Below are 17575 nucleotides of genomic sequence, written 5' to 3'. Positions count from 1 at the left end.
GTTTATATGTTACTTTTTTCAGAGAACCTTTTCACGTATACTAGAAGAAAATAAAAAATAAAGGTGACTATTATGCCACTCGAAACCAATATGTATCCAGGTAATAACGATTTATTAAGAATGTTACAACATAACATGAACCTAATATTCGTACTTAGGAGGCAAAAGGGGCAATTCTATTGTTCATTTTTAACTGGTAAGTTGAAGGAACAATTAGGGTTGCCAGAAAATATTACAGCTTCAGGTGGGGATATTAAAGAGTTGGACCTTGGGTTCTGTTCATTGCACCGAAGTAAACTAACACAAGCATTCACAGGAAAAGAAATCACATTCAGACATCATTTCCATCAATATTATTTATTCACCATGTTATCCCCTGTCATAGAAAATGATGAAGTGATAGAGGTAGTAGGAACAACTATTGACATTACATCATTTGAAAAATCTGAACAACAGATCGAATTTATGACAACTCACGACACGCTTACAAAGCTTCCCAATCGGCAAAGGTTACTTGAGGATTTGGACAAAATTATACATAATAATCGCAAAGATAAGCCAAAAGCGATCATGATTTGTGATTTGGATCGTTTGAAGAATGTTAATGATACATTAGGGCAATTTGCAGGAGATCAGGTAATTACGTTAATAGCAGACCGTTTAAAGGGAATAGCATTGGAAATGTGTCCGGTTTATAGATTAGGTGGTGACGAGTTTGTCATTGTCATAAATCAACAAGTGTCAGATATAAAGGTGTTTGCAGAGCAGATTTTACAGATTATCAGACAGCCAATCATTATTTCAAATCATGATTTTTATATGACAGGGACAATTGGGATAAGTTATATGAGTGAAAATGCCTGTAAAACAGAGGATTATATCAATCGGGCAAGTGTAGCCGTTCATTATGGGAAACTCCAGGGTGGGAATCGAATTAGTGAATATACGAATCAAATGAGTGAACAATATAATGAACTGATCTTGTTAGAGTCAGATATTCGTAAAGCATTTAAATTTAATGAATTCACGCTGTCCTACCAGCCTAAGGTGGATGTACATACCAATGAAATTGTCGGAGTAGAAGCTTTAATTCGGTGGGAACACGGTAAAAAAGGCAAGATTCCACCCTCTCTTTTTATTCCAATTGCTGAAGAAATTGGTATGATTGATCAAATCGGGGAATGGGTATTACGTGAAGCATGTAAACAATTCGTGAGATGGAAAGAGAGTGGGACAAGTCCTGTAATGGTTGCTGTCAATATTTCTGCTGTTGAATTACAGCAACCAGATTTTCTGCAGAGAGTAAAGCAAGTTATTAAAGAAACAGGAATGGATCCTAATTATTTAGAAATAGAAATTACGGAAAACAGTGTCATGCAAAATACCGAAGAATGTATCGCAATGATGAATGAATTAAGGGCTATGGGTGTCTCCTTATCCATTGATGATTTTGGTACAGGATATTCTTCGATGGGGTACCTGCAAAAATTCCCGATAAATTATTTAAAAATAGATCAATCTTTTATAAAGGAATTGTTTGAAGAATCCGGGAGTGCAGAAATTATAAAAGCTATGATTCAATTAGGGCATACGTTTGGTTTAAAAGTTGTAGCCGAAGGTGTTGAAGGCGAACAGATACTATCTTTTATTAGAAATCAAAAATGTGATTATTATCAAGGATATTTTTATAGTAAACCAGTTGAGGCGGATTTAATTGAAGAAAAATTATTAGCATGTTTATAGTTATTTTCAGAATAAAACAGGATTAATTTGATAGTTGAGGTGGTATTATATGATTAAAGTATTATTTATTTGTTTAGGAAATATTTGCAGATCTCCAATGGCTGAAGCGGTATTTCGTCATATCGTCAAGGAAAAGGGAGTAGAGGATAAATTTTTTATTGATTCGGCAGGGTTGGGTGACTGGCATATTGGTAATCCTCCACATCAAGGAACTAGAGCTAAATTAGATGAATTGAATATTTCTTACCACGGACAAAAGGCGAGACAAATACAAGCAAATGATATAAATGATTTTGATTACGTCATTGCAATGGATCAGCAAAACATGGATGATTTATCGCAATTTTCTTTACAAGCATCAGAAGTGACCATCAAAAAATTGATGGACTTTGTGGAGCAGCCAAAAGAACAAAATGTACCAGACCCGTATTTTACAAAGAATTTTGATTACACGTATGAACTAGTAAAAGAAGGTTGTGAGCACTTGTTGGATTACATTTCAGACCAACATGATTTAAGTTTAAAATAAGACTTATGTTTAACACCGTGACAAACTAAGATAAAGAAGGGTTGAGAGGTTATGGGAAAACAAAGACTAATCACAGGAATCCTAACAGGAGCAATTGTGGGAGGACTTATAACATTAAGTGATAGGGAAACAAGGTCTTATGTGACAAAAAAAATACAAATTTGTGGTAATAAGACCGCCTACTTTGCTAAGAATCCAGCAGAAGCTATTCATCAATTAAACGTGAATTATGCAAAGTGTTCCGAACAGCTTGCTGCAGGATTGACCTCGGCTTTAAATACGCTTCATCGATTACAGGAACTAACAGAAAAAATAGAAAAACGAGATGACAATGAATAAATTATTAAACAATCGTTTTGCTCGTTTTATCAAACAATTGATAGAACGAATTATGAAAGACGATGTACCGGGATTAGCAGCTCAATTGTCTTATTTTTTTCTGTTATCCTTATTCCCTTTTATGATTTTCCTTGTAACGTTAGTTGGTTATTTACCATTTGATGAGATTAATGTCATGAATTTTGTATCAACTTATGCACCTGAGGAAATTATGACACTATTAAATAACAATCTCACGCAAATCATGAATAACCGTAACGGCAGTTTGTTATCGATTGGTATAATTGGTACACTTTGGTCAGCATCAAATGGCATTAACGCTTTAGTGCGCTCTTTCAATAAGGCTTATAATATTGAGGAAGAGCGTTCCTTTATTGTAATGCGAGGTATTTCGATAGTGTTGACTGTTGCAATGTTGCTTGTCATTCTTGTTGCCTTTTTGTTACCGATTTTTGGAAAAATGATTGGGGTCTACCTCTTTTCACTCTTCGGATTATCACAAGGCTTCCTTGATATTTGGAACACCTTGAGATGGGTAATTTCCTCTGCGATTTTCTTTATCGTATTAATGATGTTATACCGAATGGCTCCAAGTAAGCGTGTCTATTTTAAACATGTTTACATCGGTACAATATTTGCCACCATTTGTTGGCAGCTGACATCCCTTGCGTTCTCCTATTACGTTACATCGATGGGAAACTACTCTGCCACATATGGCAGCCTCGGAGGAGTAATCATCCTTATGATTTGGTTCTACCTCTCCGGAATCATAATCATCACTGGAGGAGAGATCAACGCCCAAATTGAAAGTATGACAAAAAGGAATAGGACTAAAAAATGAATATTTTTATTATCTGAGACTGTTTCCTTAAAAGGGAACAGTCTCATTTATTATGTTTTGAGCTCCCAATATCAATCAAGAAAAAAATGGAATATAACAGATGATATAAAAATATGAAACAGATATTATAAACGTTGAAATAATAAAAATAAACTGTTATCTTTTAATAGAGAAATATATTATAACAAAACAAAAGGGGTGCGATCTTATGAGGAGATTAGTTGTATGTTTCAGTTTGTTAGTTTTAATTAGCTTACTTGTAGCGTGTGGTCAAGGGGACAACAAGTCAGCAAAATGGGATCAGATTCAGGAGAAAGGGGTGATTGTAGCAGGTACATCTGGTACGTTGATTGGTGCCTCTACATATGACAAAGATGATAACTTGACAGGCTATGACGTCGAGATTATGAAAGAAATAGCAGATCGTCTCGGTTTGAAAGTTAAATTCGAAATAATGGGAATTGACGGTATGCTACCGGCAATCCAAAGTGGAAGAATTGACGTAGCTGTTAATGATATTGAAGTAACAGACAGCCGTAAAGAACAGTTTGCTTTTTCTGAGCCATATAAATATTCTTATTCAACAATGGTTGTCCGAAAAGAAGATAATTCAGGCATAGAAAGCTTGGAAGACTTGGAAGGTAAGCGTGCAGGTGGTGGCGCGACAACAATCTTTAGTCAGATAGCTGAACACTTTGGTGCAGAGGTTGTTACTTATGGAAATGCGCCAAACGAAGCCTATTTACGCGATGTCCATAATGGTAATACCGATGTTATTGTTAATGATTATTATTTATCTAAATTTGGTGTAGCGGGATTTCCAGAATTTGATATCCACCTTCATCCAGATTTAAAGTTTCATCCAACAGAACAAGCTGTCGTAATGGACTTAGAAGCGGAAACGTTACAGCAAAAAATTAATGAAACATTAGCAAAGATGAGAGAAGACGGTACATTGACAGAGTTAGCAACTGAATTTTATCAAGAAGATGCTTCAAAAAAACCAGAAGGCGAGATCGCTGAGATTGAGGGTCTTGATCTATAAGGTGTGATTCCATGGGTGATTTTTTTGATGTGAAATTAGCGCTAGAGAATTTACCACTGATTTTAAGTGGTTTACCGATGACATTGATTGTGTCGTTCGCAAGTATGGTATTAGGACTTGTTCTGGGACTATTTATATCCCTAGGCAGAAGCTCTGATTCGTTTGTATTGCGATATCCTGCGAGAGTCTATATATCGTTCATGCGTGGAACACCAATCTTAGTTTTTTTGTTTATTTTGTATTATGGTTTACCGATGATAGGCCTGAAAATGCCAGCAATCATGGCAGCGATCTTAGGATTTGGCTTGAATAGTGCGGCTTACATTGCCGAAGTTATTCGTGCTTCTATTAATAGTGTTCCAAAAGGTCAATGGGAATCTGCTAAAGCATTAGGTTTTGGTTATTGGCAATCATTAACGAAAATTATCTTACCACAAGGTACGCGTATTGCACTACCGCCTTTAACGAACGTCTTTTTAGATTTAGTGAAGGCAACATCCTTAGCAGCGGTAATTACGGTACCAGAGCTTTTTCAGAAAGCACAAATTGCCGGAGGTAGATCCTTTGATTCACTAACAATGTATGTGTTAGTCGCATTTATTTATTGGCCGATTTGTATACTGATATCTGTTTTTCAAGAACGATTAGAAAACAAATTCAGTCGGTTTACCAAGTAATTAAAGGGACCGGGACAAAGCAATTTTTTCCACTCCAAAGACGAACAAATGTAAGGAATTAAAATAAATATAAGAAGGATTATTTGTAGTAACAGATAAATGTATAACTATTGATCAAAGTGGCAATTTTGAAATGGTTGGAACTGCTAAACCTCCGCTCCGGCTGCCCGCTTCCCTTTCCGTGGGGTTTTCTCTTCAGCTAACTTTTCCAAGCAAAGACCGCTTGGAAAAGTGGATCTTCAGAGAAAACATTCCCACAGGAGTGAAAGCGGGCGCCTTTCGCTACATAATGGTTTTACAACGTTTATGACCGTTAGCTTTTTGAACTTTCGAAAAACTTAGTATATATTGATCAGCGGGGGCTTACATACGGCTAGCACCGTGATAAAACAAGAGATAAGAAATGAAATGCTACCACTTACATTCATTGTAGAACTTTTTTAGCGCAGGCGCCCACTTCGACTCCTGGGGGATCAGCGTGATCTGAAGATCCACTTTTGTAAAGTGAATTTCTTTACAAAAGTTAGCTGAAGACACGCCCCTTGGAAAGCGAAGTGGGCAAGCCGGAGCGGTTGTTAAACATTGTAGACATGTCAAAATGACCACTGTTCCTATTACGAAATTGAAAAAACCGAACGATAACAATTTCTAATCGTAGAAATTGAAAATCGTTCGGTTTTTACTTTTATCAAATCACTCGTGTCTCAGTCTCATTTTAAGCGCACTACTTTTACTTGGTTTTTGTAAAGTATTTAGTAAAAAGTGTGTAAAAATTTAAAATTTTCTACCTCATTAATTTTATTCAATGTTAATATGGATATTATAGGGCATTTATTTATAAAAATAGAGAAGTGAAGGTGGGAAAAGAATGAAGATTATTGTAGCAGGAGGAGATGGCTTTTGTGGTTGGCCAACTGCTCTATACTTATCGAAACAGGGGCATGAAGTAGCAATTATTGATAATTATGCGAGAAGGAAAATTGATAACGAACTGCATTCGAATTCATTAACACCTATTTCCTCATTAGAGGAGCGAGTGGCAAAATGGCAAGAAATTACTGGGAAACAAATTAATCTTTATGAAGGTGACTTAACACATTATGACTTTCTAAAAGAAGTGTTAAAACAAGAACAACCAGATGCATTTGTTCATTTTGCTGAACAACGCTCTGCGCCCTATTCTATGATTGATAGAGAACATGCAGTGTACACACAAGAAAATAATGTGACCGGAACATTAAATGTACTTTTTGCTATTAAAGAAATCGTTCCTGATTGTCATTTAATCAAATTGGGTACACTAGGGGAATATGGGACACCTAATATTCCGATTGAAGAAGGCTATATTGAAATTGAACATAAAGGACGAAAAGACACATTACCTTTTCCAAAACAGCCAGGTTCCTTTTATCATTTATCAAAGGTGCACGATAGTCATAATATTATGTTCGCTTGTAAAATATGGGGGATTAGAGCTACAGACTTAAACCAAGGTATTGTATATGGTTTAGAAACAGACGAAACAAAATTAGATCCTGTCCTCACCAACCGTTTAGATTATGACGGAGTGTTTGGTACTGCTTTAAATCGTTTTATCATTCAAGCAACTGTAGGACAAGATTTAACCGTGTATGGAAAAGGTGGACAAACAAGAGGATTTCTTAATATCAAGGACACGGTGCGTTGTATTGAAATTGCGGCTGAAAACCCAGCAGATCATGGTGAATTCCGTGTATTCAACCAATTTACCGAACAATTTTCTGTGGGTGACTTAGCAGAAAAAGTACAAAAAGTAGCACAGGAAGAAGGCTTTGATACCAATATTGCTCATTTAGAAAATCCGAGAGTAGAGCTGGAAGATCATTTCTTTGAAGCGGCAAACACAAAATTAAAAGATCTTGGATTAGAACCATATCTTCTTGACGAAAATGTAATAAGAGAAATTCTAAAAACGGTGGTGGAATATAAAGATCGTGTTATTGAGAAAAATATTTTACCACAAGTGAAATGGAAATAATTGAACCAGACAAATAAGGATGATCTAGCAATGCACATACTTATCATCACCGAAACATTTCTACCATCTACAGACGGAGTAGTGACAAGGTTAACCAATAGTATTCGCTATTTTTTGGAACAAGGACATCAAGTTACAGTGGTAGCGCCAGATTTAGGAGTAAGTGAATTTGAAGGGGCGAAAGTAATTGGCTTACCAGCTCGAAATTTGCCATTTTATCGTTCCAAAGCATTCGCATTACCAAATCCTCGTGTGAAAAAGCTATTGATGGAATGCAATCCAGATATTGTTCACGTAGTGAATCCGGCGCTACTTGGCGCCTCAGGCGTCTATTATGCAAAAAAATCGAAGTTTCCTTTAATTGCGTCCTATCATACACAGGTACCAAAGTACGCAGAGTATTATCATTTATCGATATTTAAAGGTCTCTTGTGGTGGTATTTTCGCAAGTTACATAATCAAGCATCCATTAATCTCTGTACATCCAACGTGGTGAAAGAAGAATTAGATGAACAGAATTTTCACAATGTGCATGTATGGAAACGAGGTGTGGATACTAACCTATTTCATCCGGAGAAGTCTGATTTAAATATGAGGGCTAGGTTGACAAATGGCAAGGATAATAAAAAGCTGTTATTATATGTTGGCAGACTTGCTCCAGAAAAAGAAATAGAGAAGATTCGAACAGTTCTGGAACAATCCGAACAATTTGTTTTAGCAATTGTTGGGGATGGACCACATCGAGGACCATTGGAAAAACATTTTGAAAGTACAAATACTGTGTTTACCGGGTTTATGCATGGAGAAGAGTTAGCGAAAGCTTATGCATCTGCAGATCTATTTGTTTTTCCGTCTACAACTGAAACATTAGGTTTGGTACTGATGGAAGCAATGGCATCAGGTTTACCAATTGTTGCAGCTGATAGTGGTCCGACACGGGAACAAATTAAACACGAAAAACACGGCTTGTTATATAATCCTGAAAGTGTGGAAAGCTTTAAAGAAACCGTTTTGCGATTAGAAGACGAGGCATTGCGAAAAAGATTAGCTGAGGCAGCTTGGCAAGACATCCATAAGATGGGATGGGATGATCAGTCCCGGCAAGCGTTAGCATTTTATCAGCAAGTGATTGAATCACATACTAAAGATTACAATAAGAAGGAATGTTCATGAAAAGAAAAAGTGGTCGTTTTCAATTTTTTCAATTTAGTATCATTGGGCTTAGCAATGCACTAATTGATATTGGTGTGCTCAATTTACTGTTATTGTTATTCCATACAGAGAAGCCAACACTCCTTATTGTATATAATAGTATTGCTTATAGTCTTGCGATCTTAAATAGTTATATTTGGAATGCGATGATCACGTTTAAACGTGCGTCAAAAGGTAGTCATTATCAACGACTTGCTTTTTTTATACAAGCTTTGATAAGTTTGGGAATTAGTAACCTTGTTTTCTTGGGTGCTAATTCCTTGTTTGCTATAATGGAAATACCTAATTGGTGGCGTTATAATATATCGAAAGCCTTAGCAATGGTATTATCATCGTTAGCCAGTTTTTTTATGATTAAGTACTTTGTATTTAAAGACTACCGAAAGTGAAATCTTTGACTACTACACCTAAGGAGGAGTTCAGATGGATTTTTATTTATCAGAAGGTGGCGTTCGGACTATGTTACCGTTCGGGGAATTAGACATATCCGGAAATGAGGACTTCGGTTACCGGCCATTTCAATTAATGGTCGCTTCAGTGGTTGGATGCAGTGCTTCTGTGTTGCGCAAAATATTGGATAAAAAACGACTCCCGATAGATGATATAAAGATTTCAGCAGATGTTGAAAGATCACCAGATGAAGCCAACAAAATTACTTCCATCCATCTTCATTTTGTTGTAAAGGGTGTACAGTTGAAAAAGGATCAGGTAGAAAAAAGCTTGGGAGTAGCTCGTAAGAATTGTTCTATGATTCGAACAATTGAAGATAGTGTAAAGATCACCGAAACACTTGAAATAGTTAACTTGAGTAATTAATCCGCATAATTTTCCGCTCTTATTGTCACACTAAGGGAAAAAGGAGCGGAAATAATAATGGAGAAACTCGGTCTTTCAGCAATTTTATGTTTAATGATGTTAACTATCCCTCTAATTGCAGAGTCTAAAGAGGAAAAACCTGATGATCTAGTGTCGATCGAAAAGGAAAATACCTATAAACAAATGACAGAAGAAGATACTACGGTCGAACCGAGTAAATTAGTAAAGGAACTGTTAGAGGATATAAATGTTGATATAGACAATCCATTGTTAATAAAATCATTAAATGAATCAACCATTAACCCTTCACCAATCGCTTTTGGCTATCGTGCTGAGATATATCTCGGACATTGGCCTTTATCGTATCAATCCGAATCGTCTAAGATCAATTGGGATTTTCAAACAGTTAATACCAATGAAGTGAATAATGTCAATGGTGAAAAAAATGAAGATGTTTATTATTATCAAACCGAAGAAAAACATGTGAAAGGCGCCCTGACAGCCAAAGTAGACCAGACGGATCAGATTAAACAAATGATTTTACAAAAAGCAAGAGACCAGCATGATTTACCTCTTACATTTCACGCGGTCATTGGAAAAGAGACAAAGCTTAGTAAAACATATACCGTACCAACTTCGAAAATTGGAAGATTAAAAGCACATATACCGGTAGTCAAAGATACAGGACAAATTACACTTGGTGAAGTATACCTTGAGTTAAAAGGATCCAAGAAGAAACTAGTAATTAAAAATGTCACCAAACAGGAAATAGGGGCATATATCCCGATTATGAATCATCTCACTTTTACATTTGAGACAAAATAAAGTGAGACTATGATCAGCGGGGGTCTTGACCCGCACTGATCATTAGCGAAACTTATCAGGGTGTTAGCGTCTGTTATACCACTTAGCTTCCTTGTGTGGGGGTCTTACAGACGGTTAGCACCGTGATAAAGTTAGAAGCATGTATTTCTCGTTAAGGACGGGATGCATGCTTTTTTATATTTGTTGAAATACTAGGGAAACAAGGCATTACCTTGTCTGTATTGATCCAAAAAATGCTAGACATGTAGGTTTTTTTGGATTAGGATGAGTAGGGGAAGTTGGAAAGGGGTGTTGATATGAGTAGTGAGGATAAGATTAAACAGCTTCGGTTGCAACTGGAGCATTTTATGGAACGTTTAGATCATTTGGATCCGGAACAGACGTCGATTGAGGATGTCGATCAGTTAATTCAAATGATCGAAAAAATAGAAAAAGACCTTGGCTAAAGAAAAAGAGGGAGAGGGAAAAGTATGGAATGGGTTGTTGTTGTTTCTGTTCTTGTCATGCTTGTCCTAAGTTTGTTACGTGTTCATGTAATTTTCGCAATTATTATTGCAGCGGTAGTAGCTGGACTTATGACAGGTATGAACATTCAAGATACAATTGAATTGTTAATTGAAGGAATGGGTGGGCAAGCAAACACAGCGTTAAGTTATATTTTACTTGGTGTGTTTGCGGCTATGATTAGTTATACCGGAATTACATCGATATTAGTTCGATCTTTAATTAAAGTATTAACAAACAAAAAAACGATGCTTGTTTTAGCAATAGCCGGTGTTGCTTCAATGTCTCAAAATATTGTGCCGGTTCATATCGCATTTATTCCGATTTTAATACCACCATTATTAACTTTATTTGATAAAATGAAATTAGACAGACGTGCGGTAGCCACTGCTTTGACGTTCGGCCTTAAAGCACCTTATGTCATGATTCCTTTAGGATTTGGCCTTATTTTTCACCAAACCATTCAAGAGGGAATGAGTAATAATGGTGTAGATATAACGATAAGAGAAAGTGCTTTATCGATGCTATTACCAGGTATCGGTATGATTATTGGTTTACTGATCGCAGTATTTTTTACATACCGCAAACCTCGTGAAGCAAAAAAATGGTTACCAACCGATGGTATAAGTAAAGACGATCAGGAAAAAGTAACATTTAACCATACACATGGCTTAACGATTGTAGCCATTTTAGTTGCATTAGTTGTACAGATTATTACGGAAAGTCTTGTAATTGGTGCGTTGACAGGTGTTATATTAATGGTGTTATTTTTTGTCGTACCATTACGTGAAGGGGATGCATTTGTTCAGCAAGGTGTCGGCATTATGGGTACAATTGCTTTCGTAATGCTTGTCGCATCTGGTTTTGGTCATATACTGAAGGAAACAGGTGCTGTAGATGAGTTAGTAGCATCTTCTTCTGGTATATTAGCAGGGAACCAGGCCATCATTGCATTTATTTTGTTATTAGTCGGTTTATTGATTACCTTAGGAATCGGTTCATCCTTTGGTACGATACCAATTATTGCAGCATTATATGTTCCAATTTGTATGGAAGCAGGGTTCTCACCAATGGCAATAGCTGTATTAATCGGTACTGCAGGTGCGCTAGGAGATGCTGGTAGCCCTGCAAGTGATAGTACATTAGGACCGACATCAGGTTTAAGTGCTGATGGGAAACACCATCATATTTGGGATACATGTGTGCCAACCTTTTTACACTTTAACATTCCATTGTTTTTATTTGGATGGATTGCCAGCATACTTCTGTAAATTATCAGAATATGATCACCTTTTTTAACTTAAACTAAAAATAAAAAAAGGTGATTATATGAAAAAAATAATGGTGTTGGTGATGTTTTTCTTGCTCGTTATACCCATAGAAGCAGGTGCTGTCAGCTATGGTTGGGGATATAAAAAAAATACTGATGGACAACCACCAGATGTGGGAAAGTACAAGCAGATTTTAGAAAAGCATCAAAGCTATTACATGGATCCTTCAGGCGACAAACATGTTTATTTAACATTTGATAATGGTTATGAAGCTGGATTTACCAAGCAAATCTTAGATGTATTGAAAGATAAAGGAGTGCCAGCAACCTTTTTCTTAACTGGTCATTATGTGGAGGATCAGCCGGATTTAGTTCGTCGTATGTTAGCGGATGGTCATATTGTAGGTAACCACTCTAATGGTCATCGTGACTTTACTAAGATATCTAAAGAAGAATTCAGAAAAGATGTCACAGTTTTAACAGAAAAAATTAAGAAGATAGATGATAAAGCTGTTGTCCAATATATACGCCCTCCTAAAGGAACTTTTAATGAGGAATCATTAAGCTGGGCAAATGAACTTGGCTATACACATATTTTTTGGTCACTGGCATTTGTAGATTGGAATAAAGGTTCTGAAAAAGGCTGGCAACATGCTTATGAACAAGTGATGAATCAGATTCATCCAGGTGCGATTGTTTTGATGCATACTGTTTCGAAAGATAATGCAGATGCATTAGAATATTTGATTGATGATTTGAGAAAGCAAGGATATCAATTCAAAAGTCTGGATGATCTCATGTTAAAACAGCTCCTTCCTGAGGAACTGATCGGATTCACTAAAAGTGCCCGATAAAAGAGATAGAAGTGCCCGATATCTATTTGAAAGTGCCCGATAAGTTAAAAAAAGCGCCCGAAAAAAATTGAAAGTGCCCGATATCACAACAAAAGTGCCCGATAAAATGGGCCACTTAGTAAATGGGACGGGTTTCGAGTGAAAAAAGCAGTCCAATTAGCAATATAATTGGGCTGCTTATTTTTATTCAATTTTTCGAAAAGGGTAATTGGATATTTATGTTAAAATAAGGGTGGAACGTATTTAACTAGCCAAAAAATGGAGTTTTTTTTCACCAACTTTATCGTAAAAAAGAGTTTAGACTTAGAGACATTAAACAACATAATATTGAACGAAGCTGATGAAATTCTTTATGAGTTTGGATTATACGGTACCTTAAAAAAGTTTGGAAATCCACAGGTAAGTGGAAGTTATTTGTTAAAACTAATGACTTGGAGAGATTTAGATATTTACCTTGAATCGGAATCAATTGACAATGAAACTTTTTTTGAGCTAGGTAAAGAAATCTCTATTAAGTTGAATCCATCTAAAATGAATTTCAGAAATGAATTAATCGGTAAAACACCTCATTTACCAAAGGGATTATATTGGGGCGTCCATACAAATCTTTTTGGACAGAAATGGAAAATTGATATATGGGCAATCGACTCAGAAGAGGTTAAGCAAAAACAAAGCAGAGTGAAGGAAATAATGTTTAAAGTTGATAATTATAAAAGACAATCAATTTTAGAACTAAAGAATCAATTGCATAGTCATCCTTTATATCGCAAAACATTTTTTAGTATAGATATTTATGATGCAGTATTGAATGATAAGATTACATCTTTAGAATCATTTAAACAATGGTTATATAAAAAGAGGAAAATAGAAATTTAATTTTAGAAGAGCTGACAGTTTAGTTGAGAAGATATCTCTTCATATAGGGGGGATTTTATGAAGAAATTCTTGTTATTGATGTTAGTGGGTTCTTTTATAATTGTAGCTTGCAACTCCGAGAGTAATAATGGTAATGGAAACACAGATGATTCAGAAGCACAGGCGGATTGGGATGTATTATCTTTAAAAGAACTTAAAGAAAGAGTTGACGTAATTGCCTTTTTTACAGTTGAAGATGTGGAAATACAAGAAAAAAGCAACGGAATAAATGCTCAAATTTCAACATTAGAATTAACCAAAACCATATCAGGAACAGTCTCAGGGGAAGTGAAATTAGACCAGTCGACTAATTATGTGGAAAAAGGAGAAGATTATTTGCTCTTTCTTGAACAAAACGGAACGGAAGGATATTACTATGTTCCTAGCCCGTCCGGTGTTATTCAGGAGAAGGATGGCATGTATAACAGTGATAAACTGGGTGGCGATAGCAAACTCAATAAAGAAGAAATGGAAAAGCTAATTTCAGACTAAAGGGTTGCTCAAATAAATTGTTACTTTGGGAGAGATTTCATTTAGTAGTTTTCCATAAACAGGCGCGATTGTTGGGGGGGATTTTAAAGTGAGAAAAAAGTATATGTTTATAGTAATGATTATAGTTGTACTATGTATTACTGGATGTGAAAGAACAAATAATGATATAAAAGATTATCTTAATAGTGGAAATTCCATTGATACGGAGGCAAAAGGCATAATGCCTGCTCTCAATGATTTATCTGAATACGAGGATATCGAGTACAAGTACACACATAAAACGATTCTTATGTTTCAATCTGAATCGATTGCTCTCGTTGTTCATTATGATGATAACACTTATAAAAGTGAAAAAGATGAATTAGAAAAAGAATATAGATTTTTAAACCATGACATGACTTCTTCTTTTAATGAAAAAGAGCAAATTATCCCTGAACATGAATTCGAACTAAATAGTTATACTTTTAAAGTTGTTGGTGAAAATGAAAAAAATAACACACGATATCCAAAATCATTTGGCATGATTGGAACATCTGATGAAAAGCAAAGTATAGCATATCTATATTTTTTAGATACAGAATTAGATTATATCAGCGACTCTATGAAAGATTTTGTTAAGGATTATTTTGATTACGATTTTTAGTGAGTCTCCATCAGTTTCAATTTTTACTAAGAGTCTTTATAAGTAAAACAATAAACAGCAAAATAACTCCAAAATAAAAAAGAGGGAGACGAATCCCTCATTTAAAAGACAAGAAAAGACTTAGCTTCATCAAAAATGAGCGTAGATTTGTTGAATAAACCAGGTAAGCGACAAATCCAATAAGGAAGAGCAAAGATTTGTTGAATAAATCAAGATAAACGACAAATCCAAGAAGGAAGAGCAAAGATTTGTTGAATAAATCAAGATAAACGACAAATCCAAGAAGGAAGAGCAAAGATTTGTTGAATAAATCAAGATAAACGACAAATCCGATAAGGAAGAGTAAAGATTTGTTGGATAAACTAGGATAAACGACAAATCCAATAAGGAAGAGCGTAGATTTGTTGAATAAACCAGGATAATCAACAAATCTTATTTTTAATAGCTAGGAGGTATAATATTCATTTTGAAATAGGATAAGCAGACGGATTTTCACGATTTTTCTTATGAGGCAAGAAAGTAAATTTGCACAGATGTCTAGATTCAAACGCCCAAAAACTAGGCGAATTCACGAATCGACCTACGATAAAGAAGACTTGTTGATTGGTGAAACCAGAGGCTTATTTGCTCTTTTAGTCTTGGATGAAAGTCATCGCCGGTTTGTAACCTCACTGTGATTCCTTTATCTCAGTTGATTCTAAAGTCGCTACATTTTTAAACGGGTGTGCTCTGCACTTTTCTTACAATGCCCTATTCTTCATCTTCTAACACATTATAGGCCATATTGAATAACATTAGCTGACTATTTAATAGAGATCCTGTCGTTCGATATCTGATATGTGAATAGCTGCCATCGTGAGCCTGAATTCTCTTTTTGGCTGTATCTCTTAGTGTTATATCTAAAATGGAAAGAATTCTTGCTTTGATTCTGCCTTCAAAGATCGGAAACATTAATTCTACACGCTTTACCATGTTTCTTGTCATTAAATCAGCAGAGGATAAGAATAATTTCTCTTCCCCATTATGATGGAAATAATAAATACGACTATGTTCCAAAAACCTACCGACAACACTTTGAACCTGGATATTGTCACTGACGCCAGAGATCCCTGGCCGTAGACAGCAAATACCACGAACGATCAAGTCAATTTTTACACCTGTTTGTGACGCTTCGTAAAATTTTTGAATCAATAGTTTATCTGTTAATGAGTTCATTTTTGCAATAATTCGGCCATTTCCATAGCGTTTATGGAATATCATTTCGTTGTCAATGTACTTTAAGATATCATCACGAATATCAAACGGCGCCATCGATAAATGATGGTAAGTCGGTTTTTCGGTATAACCACTTAAATAATTAAAAAAGTTAGTTGCATCTACTCCAAATTTCCGTTTTGTTGTTAGATAAGACATATCAGTATAAAATTTTGCTGTTTGATCATTGTAATTACCAGTACCTAGATGAACTACTCTTTCAATTCCACCTGTAGTTTTACGGACTACAAGTGTTATTTTACTGTGTGTTTTTAAGGAAATCATACCATAAATAACGTGGCAACCTGCTTTTTCTAATTCCTTCGCCCATTGCACATTATTTTCTTCATCAAATCGTGCCTTTAATTCAACCAGTACGGTTACTTGTTTCCCATTTTCGGCAGCTCTTTTTAACCCATCAATAATAGGAGAACCACCACTGACACGATACAATGTTTGTTTTATTGCTAATACTTCTGGATCATCGGCAGCATCCCGAATTAAATCAATAATAGGCTCGAATGATTCATACGGATGGTGTAAAAATAAATCCCTTTTTCTAACTGCCTCAAATACACTCTCATCTTCATGAATATCCTGGGCAGGTTGAGGGATTAATGTTTCATATACTAAATGTTCAAATTCTTTTCTAATATGTCCATAAAAATCGGCTAAAAAGGTGAGATCCAAGGGGCCATTAATGATGTATAAATCTTTTTTATGAATTTCGAGAACATGAAGTAAAAAGTCAATCATTTCAGGGTTATTCTCACGAGCGTCCACTTCTAAGCGGACAGCTGCTCCCCATTTTCTTTTCTTTAATTCCTTTTCAATTTCTTTTAGAAGATCGCGTGCACCTTCCTCATGAATCGTCATATCTGCATTTCTTGTTATTCGAAAAGTGGTAGTAGTCAGAACCTGATAGCCTGTAAAAAATTTTTGAATAAAATAACGAATCAAATCTTCAAGCAATACATAATGGTGCATATCACCGACTTGAATAAATCGATCAAGCAAAGCGGGTACTTGGACAATAGCTGTTTTCACTTGTTCATGTTCAAGGTCATATATATCTTCAAGCTGTACTGCCAAGTTTAAAGATTTATTGAGTAGCATTGGAAAAGCACGATAGGCATCAATTGCCATTGGAGTTAACACAGGGAAAATTTGTTCATCAAAGTATTCCTCTAATCTACTGATTTGCTCGGAAGTTAAGTCTTCGATATCGACAATACGAATATTTTCATTTCTTAACTGTGGTAATAGCTCTTTATATAAATCATATTGTTGTTCAACCAATTCATGATTAAAGCTGGAAATACTGGAAAGCTGCTGTTTTGGCGTTAATCCCGATTTATTATCTGGCCGATTGAAGCCGGCTTTTACTTGATCCTTTAATCCGGCAACGCGTACCATAAAAAATTCATCTAAATTAGAAGAAAAGATGGAGAGGAAACGTAATCTTTCTAATAAGGGATTCGTTTCATCCCCGGCCTCTTCTAGCACTCGTTTATTAAAAGCGAGCCAGCTCAATTCCCGATTATTAAAGTAAGCTGGTAGCTCTAAATTTTTCTCTTGTTTGACGGTTGACATCAATCA

At 35.6% G+C, this 17575-nt stretch carries 18 protein-coding genes; 17 read left to right on the top strand and 1 reads right to left on the bottom strand.

Features of this window, described 5'->3' with window-relative positions; all coding sequences use genetic code 11:
* The first annotated feature begins 72 nt into the window (after nucleotides 1-72).
* The 17 genes from ACTWP4_RS19680 (at nucleotide 73) to ACTWP4_RS19600 (ending at nucleotide 14722) form a co-directional block, all read left to right on the top strand.
* Nucleotides 73-1743, top strand: a complete 1671-nt coding sequence (locus ACTWP4_RS19680; protein ID WP_443130496.1) for a putative bifunctional diguanylate cyclase/phosphodiesterase — start codon at nucleotides 73-75, stop codon at nucleotides 1741-1743.
* 49 nt (nucleotides 1744-1792) lie between these two features.
* Nucleotides 1793-2272, top strand: coding sequence for a low molecular weight protein-tyrosine-phosphatase (locus ACTWP4_RS19675; RefSeq protein WP_443130495.1), 480 nt, complete (start codon nucleotides 1793-1795; stop codon nucleotides 2270-2272).
* A 51-nt stretch (nucleotides 2273-2323) separates the two neighbouring features.
* A complete protein-coding gene (locus ACTWP4_RS19670) occupies nucleotides 2324-2611 on the top strand; it encodes a hypothetical protein (RefSeq protein ID WP_443130494.1) in 288 nt (95 codons plus the stop codon).
* On the top strand, nucleotides 2604-3452 hold the full coding sequence (locus tag ACTWP4_RS19665; RefSeq protein WP_443130493.1) for a YihY/virulence factor BrkB family protein: 849 nt from the start codon (nucleotides 2604-2606) through the stop codon (nucleotides 3450-3452). Before ACTWP4_RS19670 ends, ACTWP4_RS19665 begins: the two co-directional genes overlap by 8 nt.
* Nucleotides 3453-3660: 208 nt before the next feature.
* Nucleotides 3661-4497: a transporter substrate-binding domain-containing protein gene (locus ACTWP4_RS19660; protein ID WP_443130492.1), complete on the top strand. Its 837-nt coding sequence runs from the start codon at nucleotides 3661-3663 to the stop codon at nucleotides 4495-4497.
* A gap of 11 nt (nucleotides 4498-4508) precedes the next feature.
* The gene (locus tag ACTWP4_RS19655; protein ID WP_443130491.1) at nucleotides 4509-5174 is read left to right on the top strand and encodes an amino acid ABC transporter permease; all 666 of its coding nucleotides are present in this window, start codon (nucleotides 4509-4511) and stop codon (nucleotides 5172-5174) included.
* Nucleotides 5175-6042: 868 nt separating this feature from the next.
* Nucleotides 6043-7191 (top strand): NAD-dependent epimerase/dehydratase family protein, encoded by a 1149-nt coding sequence (locus tag ACTWP4_RS19650; RefSeq protein ID WP_443130490.1) that lies wholly within the window; start codon nucleotides 6043-6045, stop codon nucleotides 7189-7191.
* Nucleotides 7192-7221: 30 nt separating this feature from the next.
* Nucleotides 7222-8364, top strand: a complete 1143-nt coding sequence (locus ACTWP4_RS19645; RefSeq protein WP_443130489.1) for a glycosyltransferase family 4 protein — start codon at nucleotides 7222-7224, stop codon at nucleotides 8362-8364.
* A complete protein-coding gene (locus ACTWP4_RS19640; RefSeq protein ID WP_443130488.1) occupies nucleotides 8361-8792 on the top strand; it encodes a GtrA family protein in 432 nt (143 codons plus the stop codon). Before ACTWP4_RS19645 ends, ACTWP4_RS19640 begins: the two co-directional genes overlap by 4 nt.
* Nucleotides 8793-8826: 34 nt before the next feature.
* Entirely contained in the window at nucleotides 8827-9219 is a 393-nt protein-coding gene (locus ACTWP4_RS19635) for an OsmC family protein (RefSeq protein ID WP_443130487.1), read from the top strand.
* A gap of 57 nt (nucleotides 9220-9276) precedes the next feature.
* A complete protein-coding gene (locus tag ACTWP4_RS19630; RefSeq protein WP_443130486.1) occupies nucleotides 9277-10044 on the top strand; it encodes a YfkD family protein in 768 nt (255 codons plus the stop codon).
* Between the two features lie 296 nt (nucleotides 10045-10340).
* Nucleotides 10341-10490, top strand: coding sequence for an SE1561 family protein (locus ACTWP4_RS19625; protein WP_443130485.1), 150 nt, complete (start codon nucleotides 10341-10343; stop codon nucleotides 10488-10490).
* 24 nt (nucleotides 10491-10514) lie between these two features.
* Nucleotides 10515-11819, top strand: a complete 1305-nt coding sequence (locus ACTWP4_RS19620) for a Na+/H+ antiporter family protein (protein ID WP_443130484.1) — start codon at nucleotides 10515-10517, stop codon at nucleotides 11817-11819.
* A 58-nt stretch (nucleotides 11820-11877) separates the two neighbouring features.
* Nucleotides 11878-12672: a delta-lactam-biosynthetic de-N-acetylase gene (pdaA, locus tag ACTWP4_RS19615; protein WP_443130483.1), complete on the top strand. Its 795-nt coding sequence runs from the start codon at nucleotides 11878-11880 to the stop codon at nucleotides 12670-12672.
* Nucleotides 12673-12930: 258 nt separating this feature from the next.
* Nucleotides 12931-13548, top strand: a complete 618-nt coding sequence (locus tag ACTWP4_RS19610; RefSeq protein ID WP_443130482.1) for a hypothetical protein — start codon at nucleotides 12931-12933, stop codon at nucleotides 13546-13548.
* 57 nt (nucleotides 13549-13605) lie between these two features.
* On the top strand, nucleotides 13606-14079 hold the full coding sequence (locus ACTWP4_RS19605; protein ID WP_443130481.1) for a hypothetical protein: 474 nt from the start codon (nucleotides 13606-13608) through the stop codon (nucleotides 14077-14079).
* 88 nt (nucleotides 14080-14167) lie between these two features.
* Entirely contained in the window at nucleotides 14168-14722 is a 555-nt protein-coding gene (locus ACTWP4_RS19600) for a hypothetical protein (protein ID WP_443130480.1), read from the top strand.
* A gap of 750 nt (nucleotides 14723-15472) precedes the next feature.
* Here ACTWP4_RS19600 and ACTWP4_RS19595 read toward each other — a convergent pair.
* Entirely contained in the window at nucleotides 15473-17569 is a 2097-nt protein-coding gene (locus ACTWP4_RS19595; protein ID WP_443130479.1) for an RNA degradosome polyphosphate kinase, read from the bottom strand.
* Between the last annotated feature and the right edge of the window lie 6 nt (nucleotides 17570-17575).

The sequence above is a fragment of the Gracilibacillus sp. D59 genome, from assembly GCF_052246695.1.
In the GTDB taxonomy this organism is placed as follows: domain Bacteria; phylum Bacillota; class Bacilli; order Bacillales; family Amphibacillaceae; genus Gracilibacillus.
This window is presented reverse-complemented; position numbering and strand designations above follow the sequence as displayed.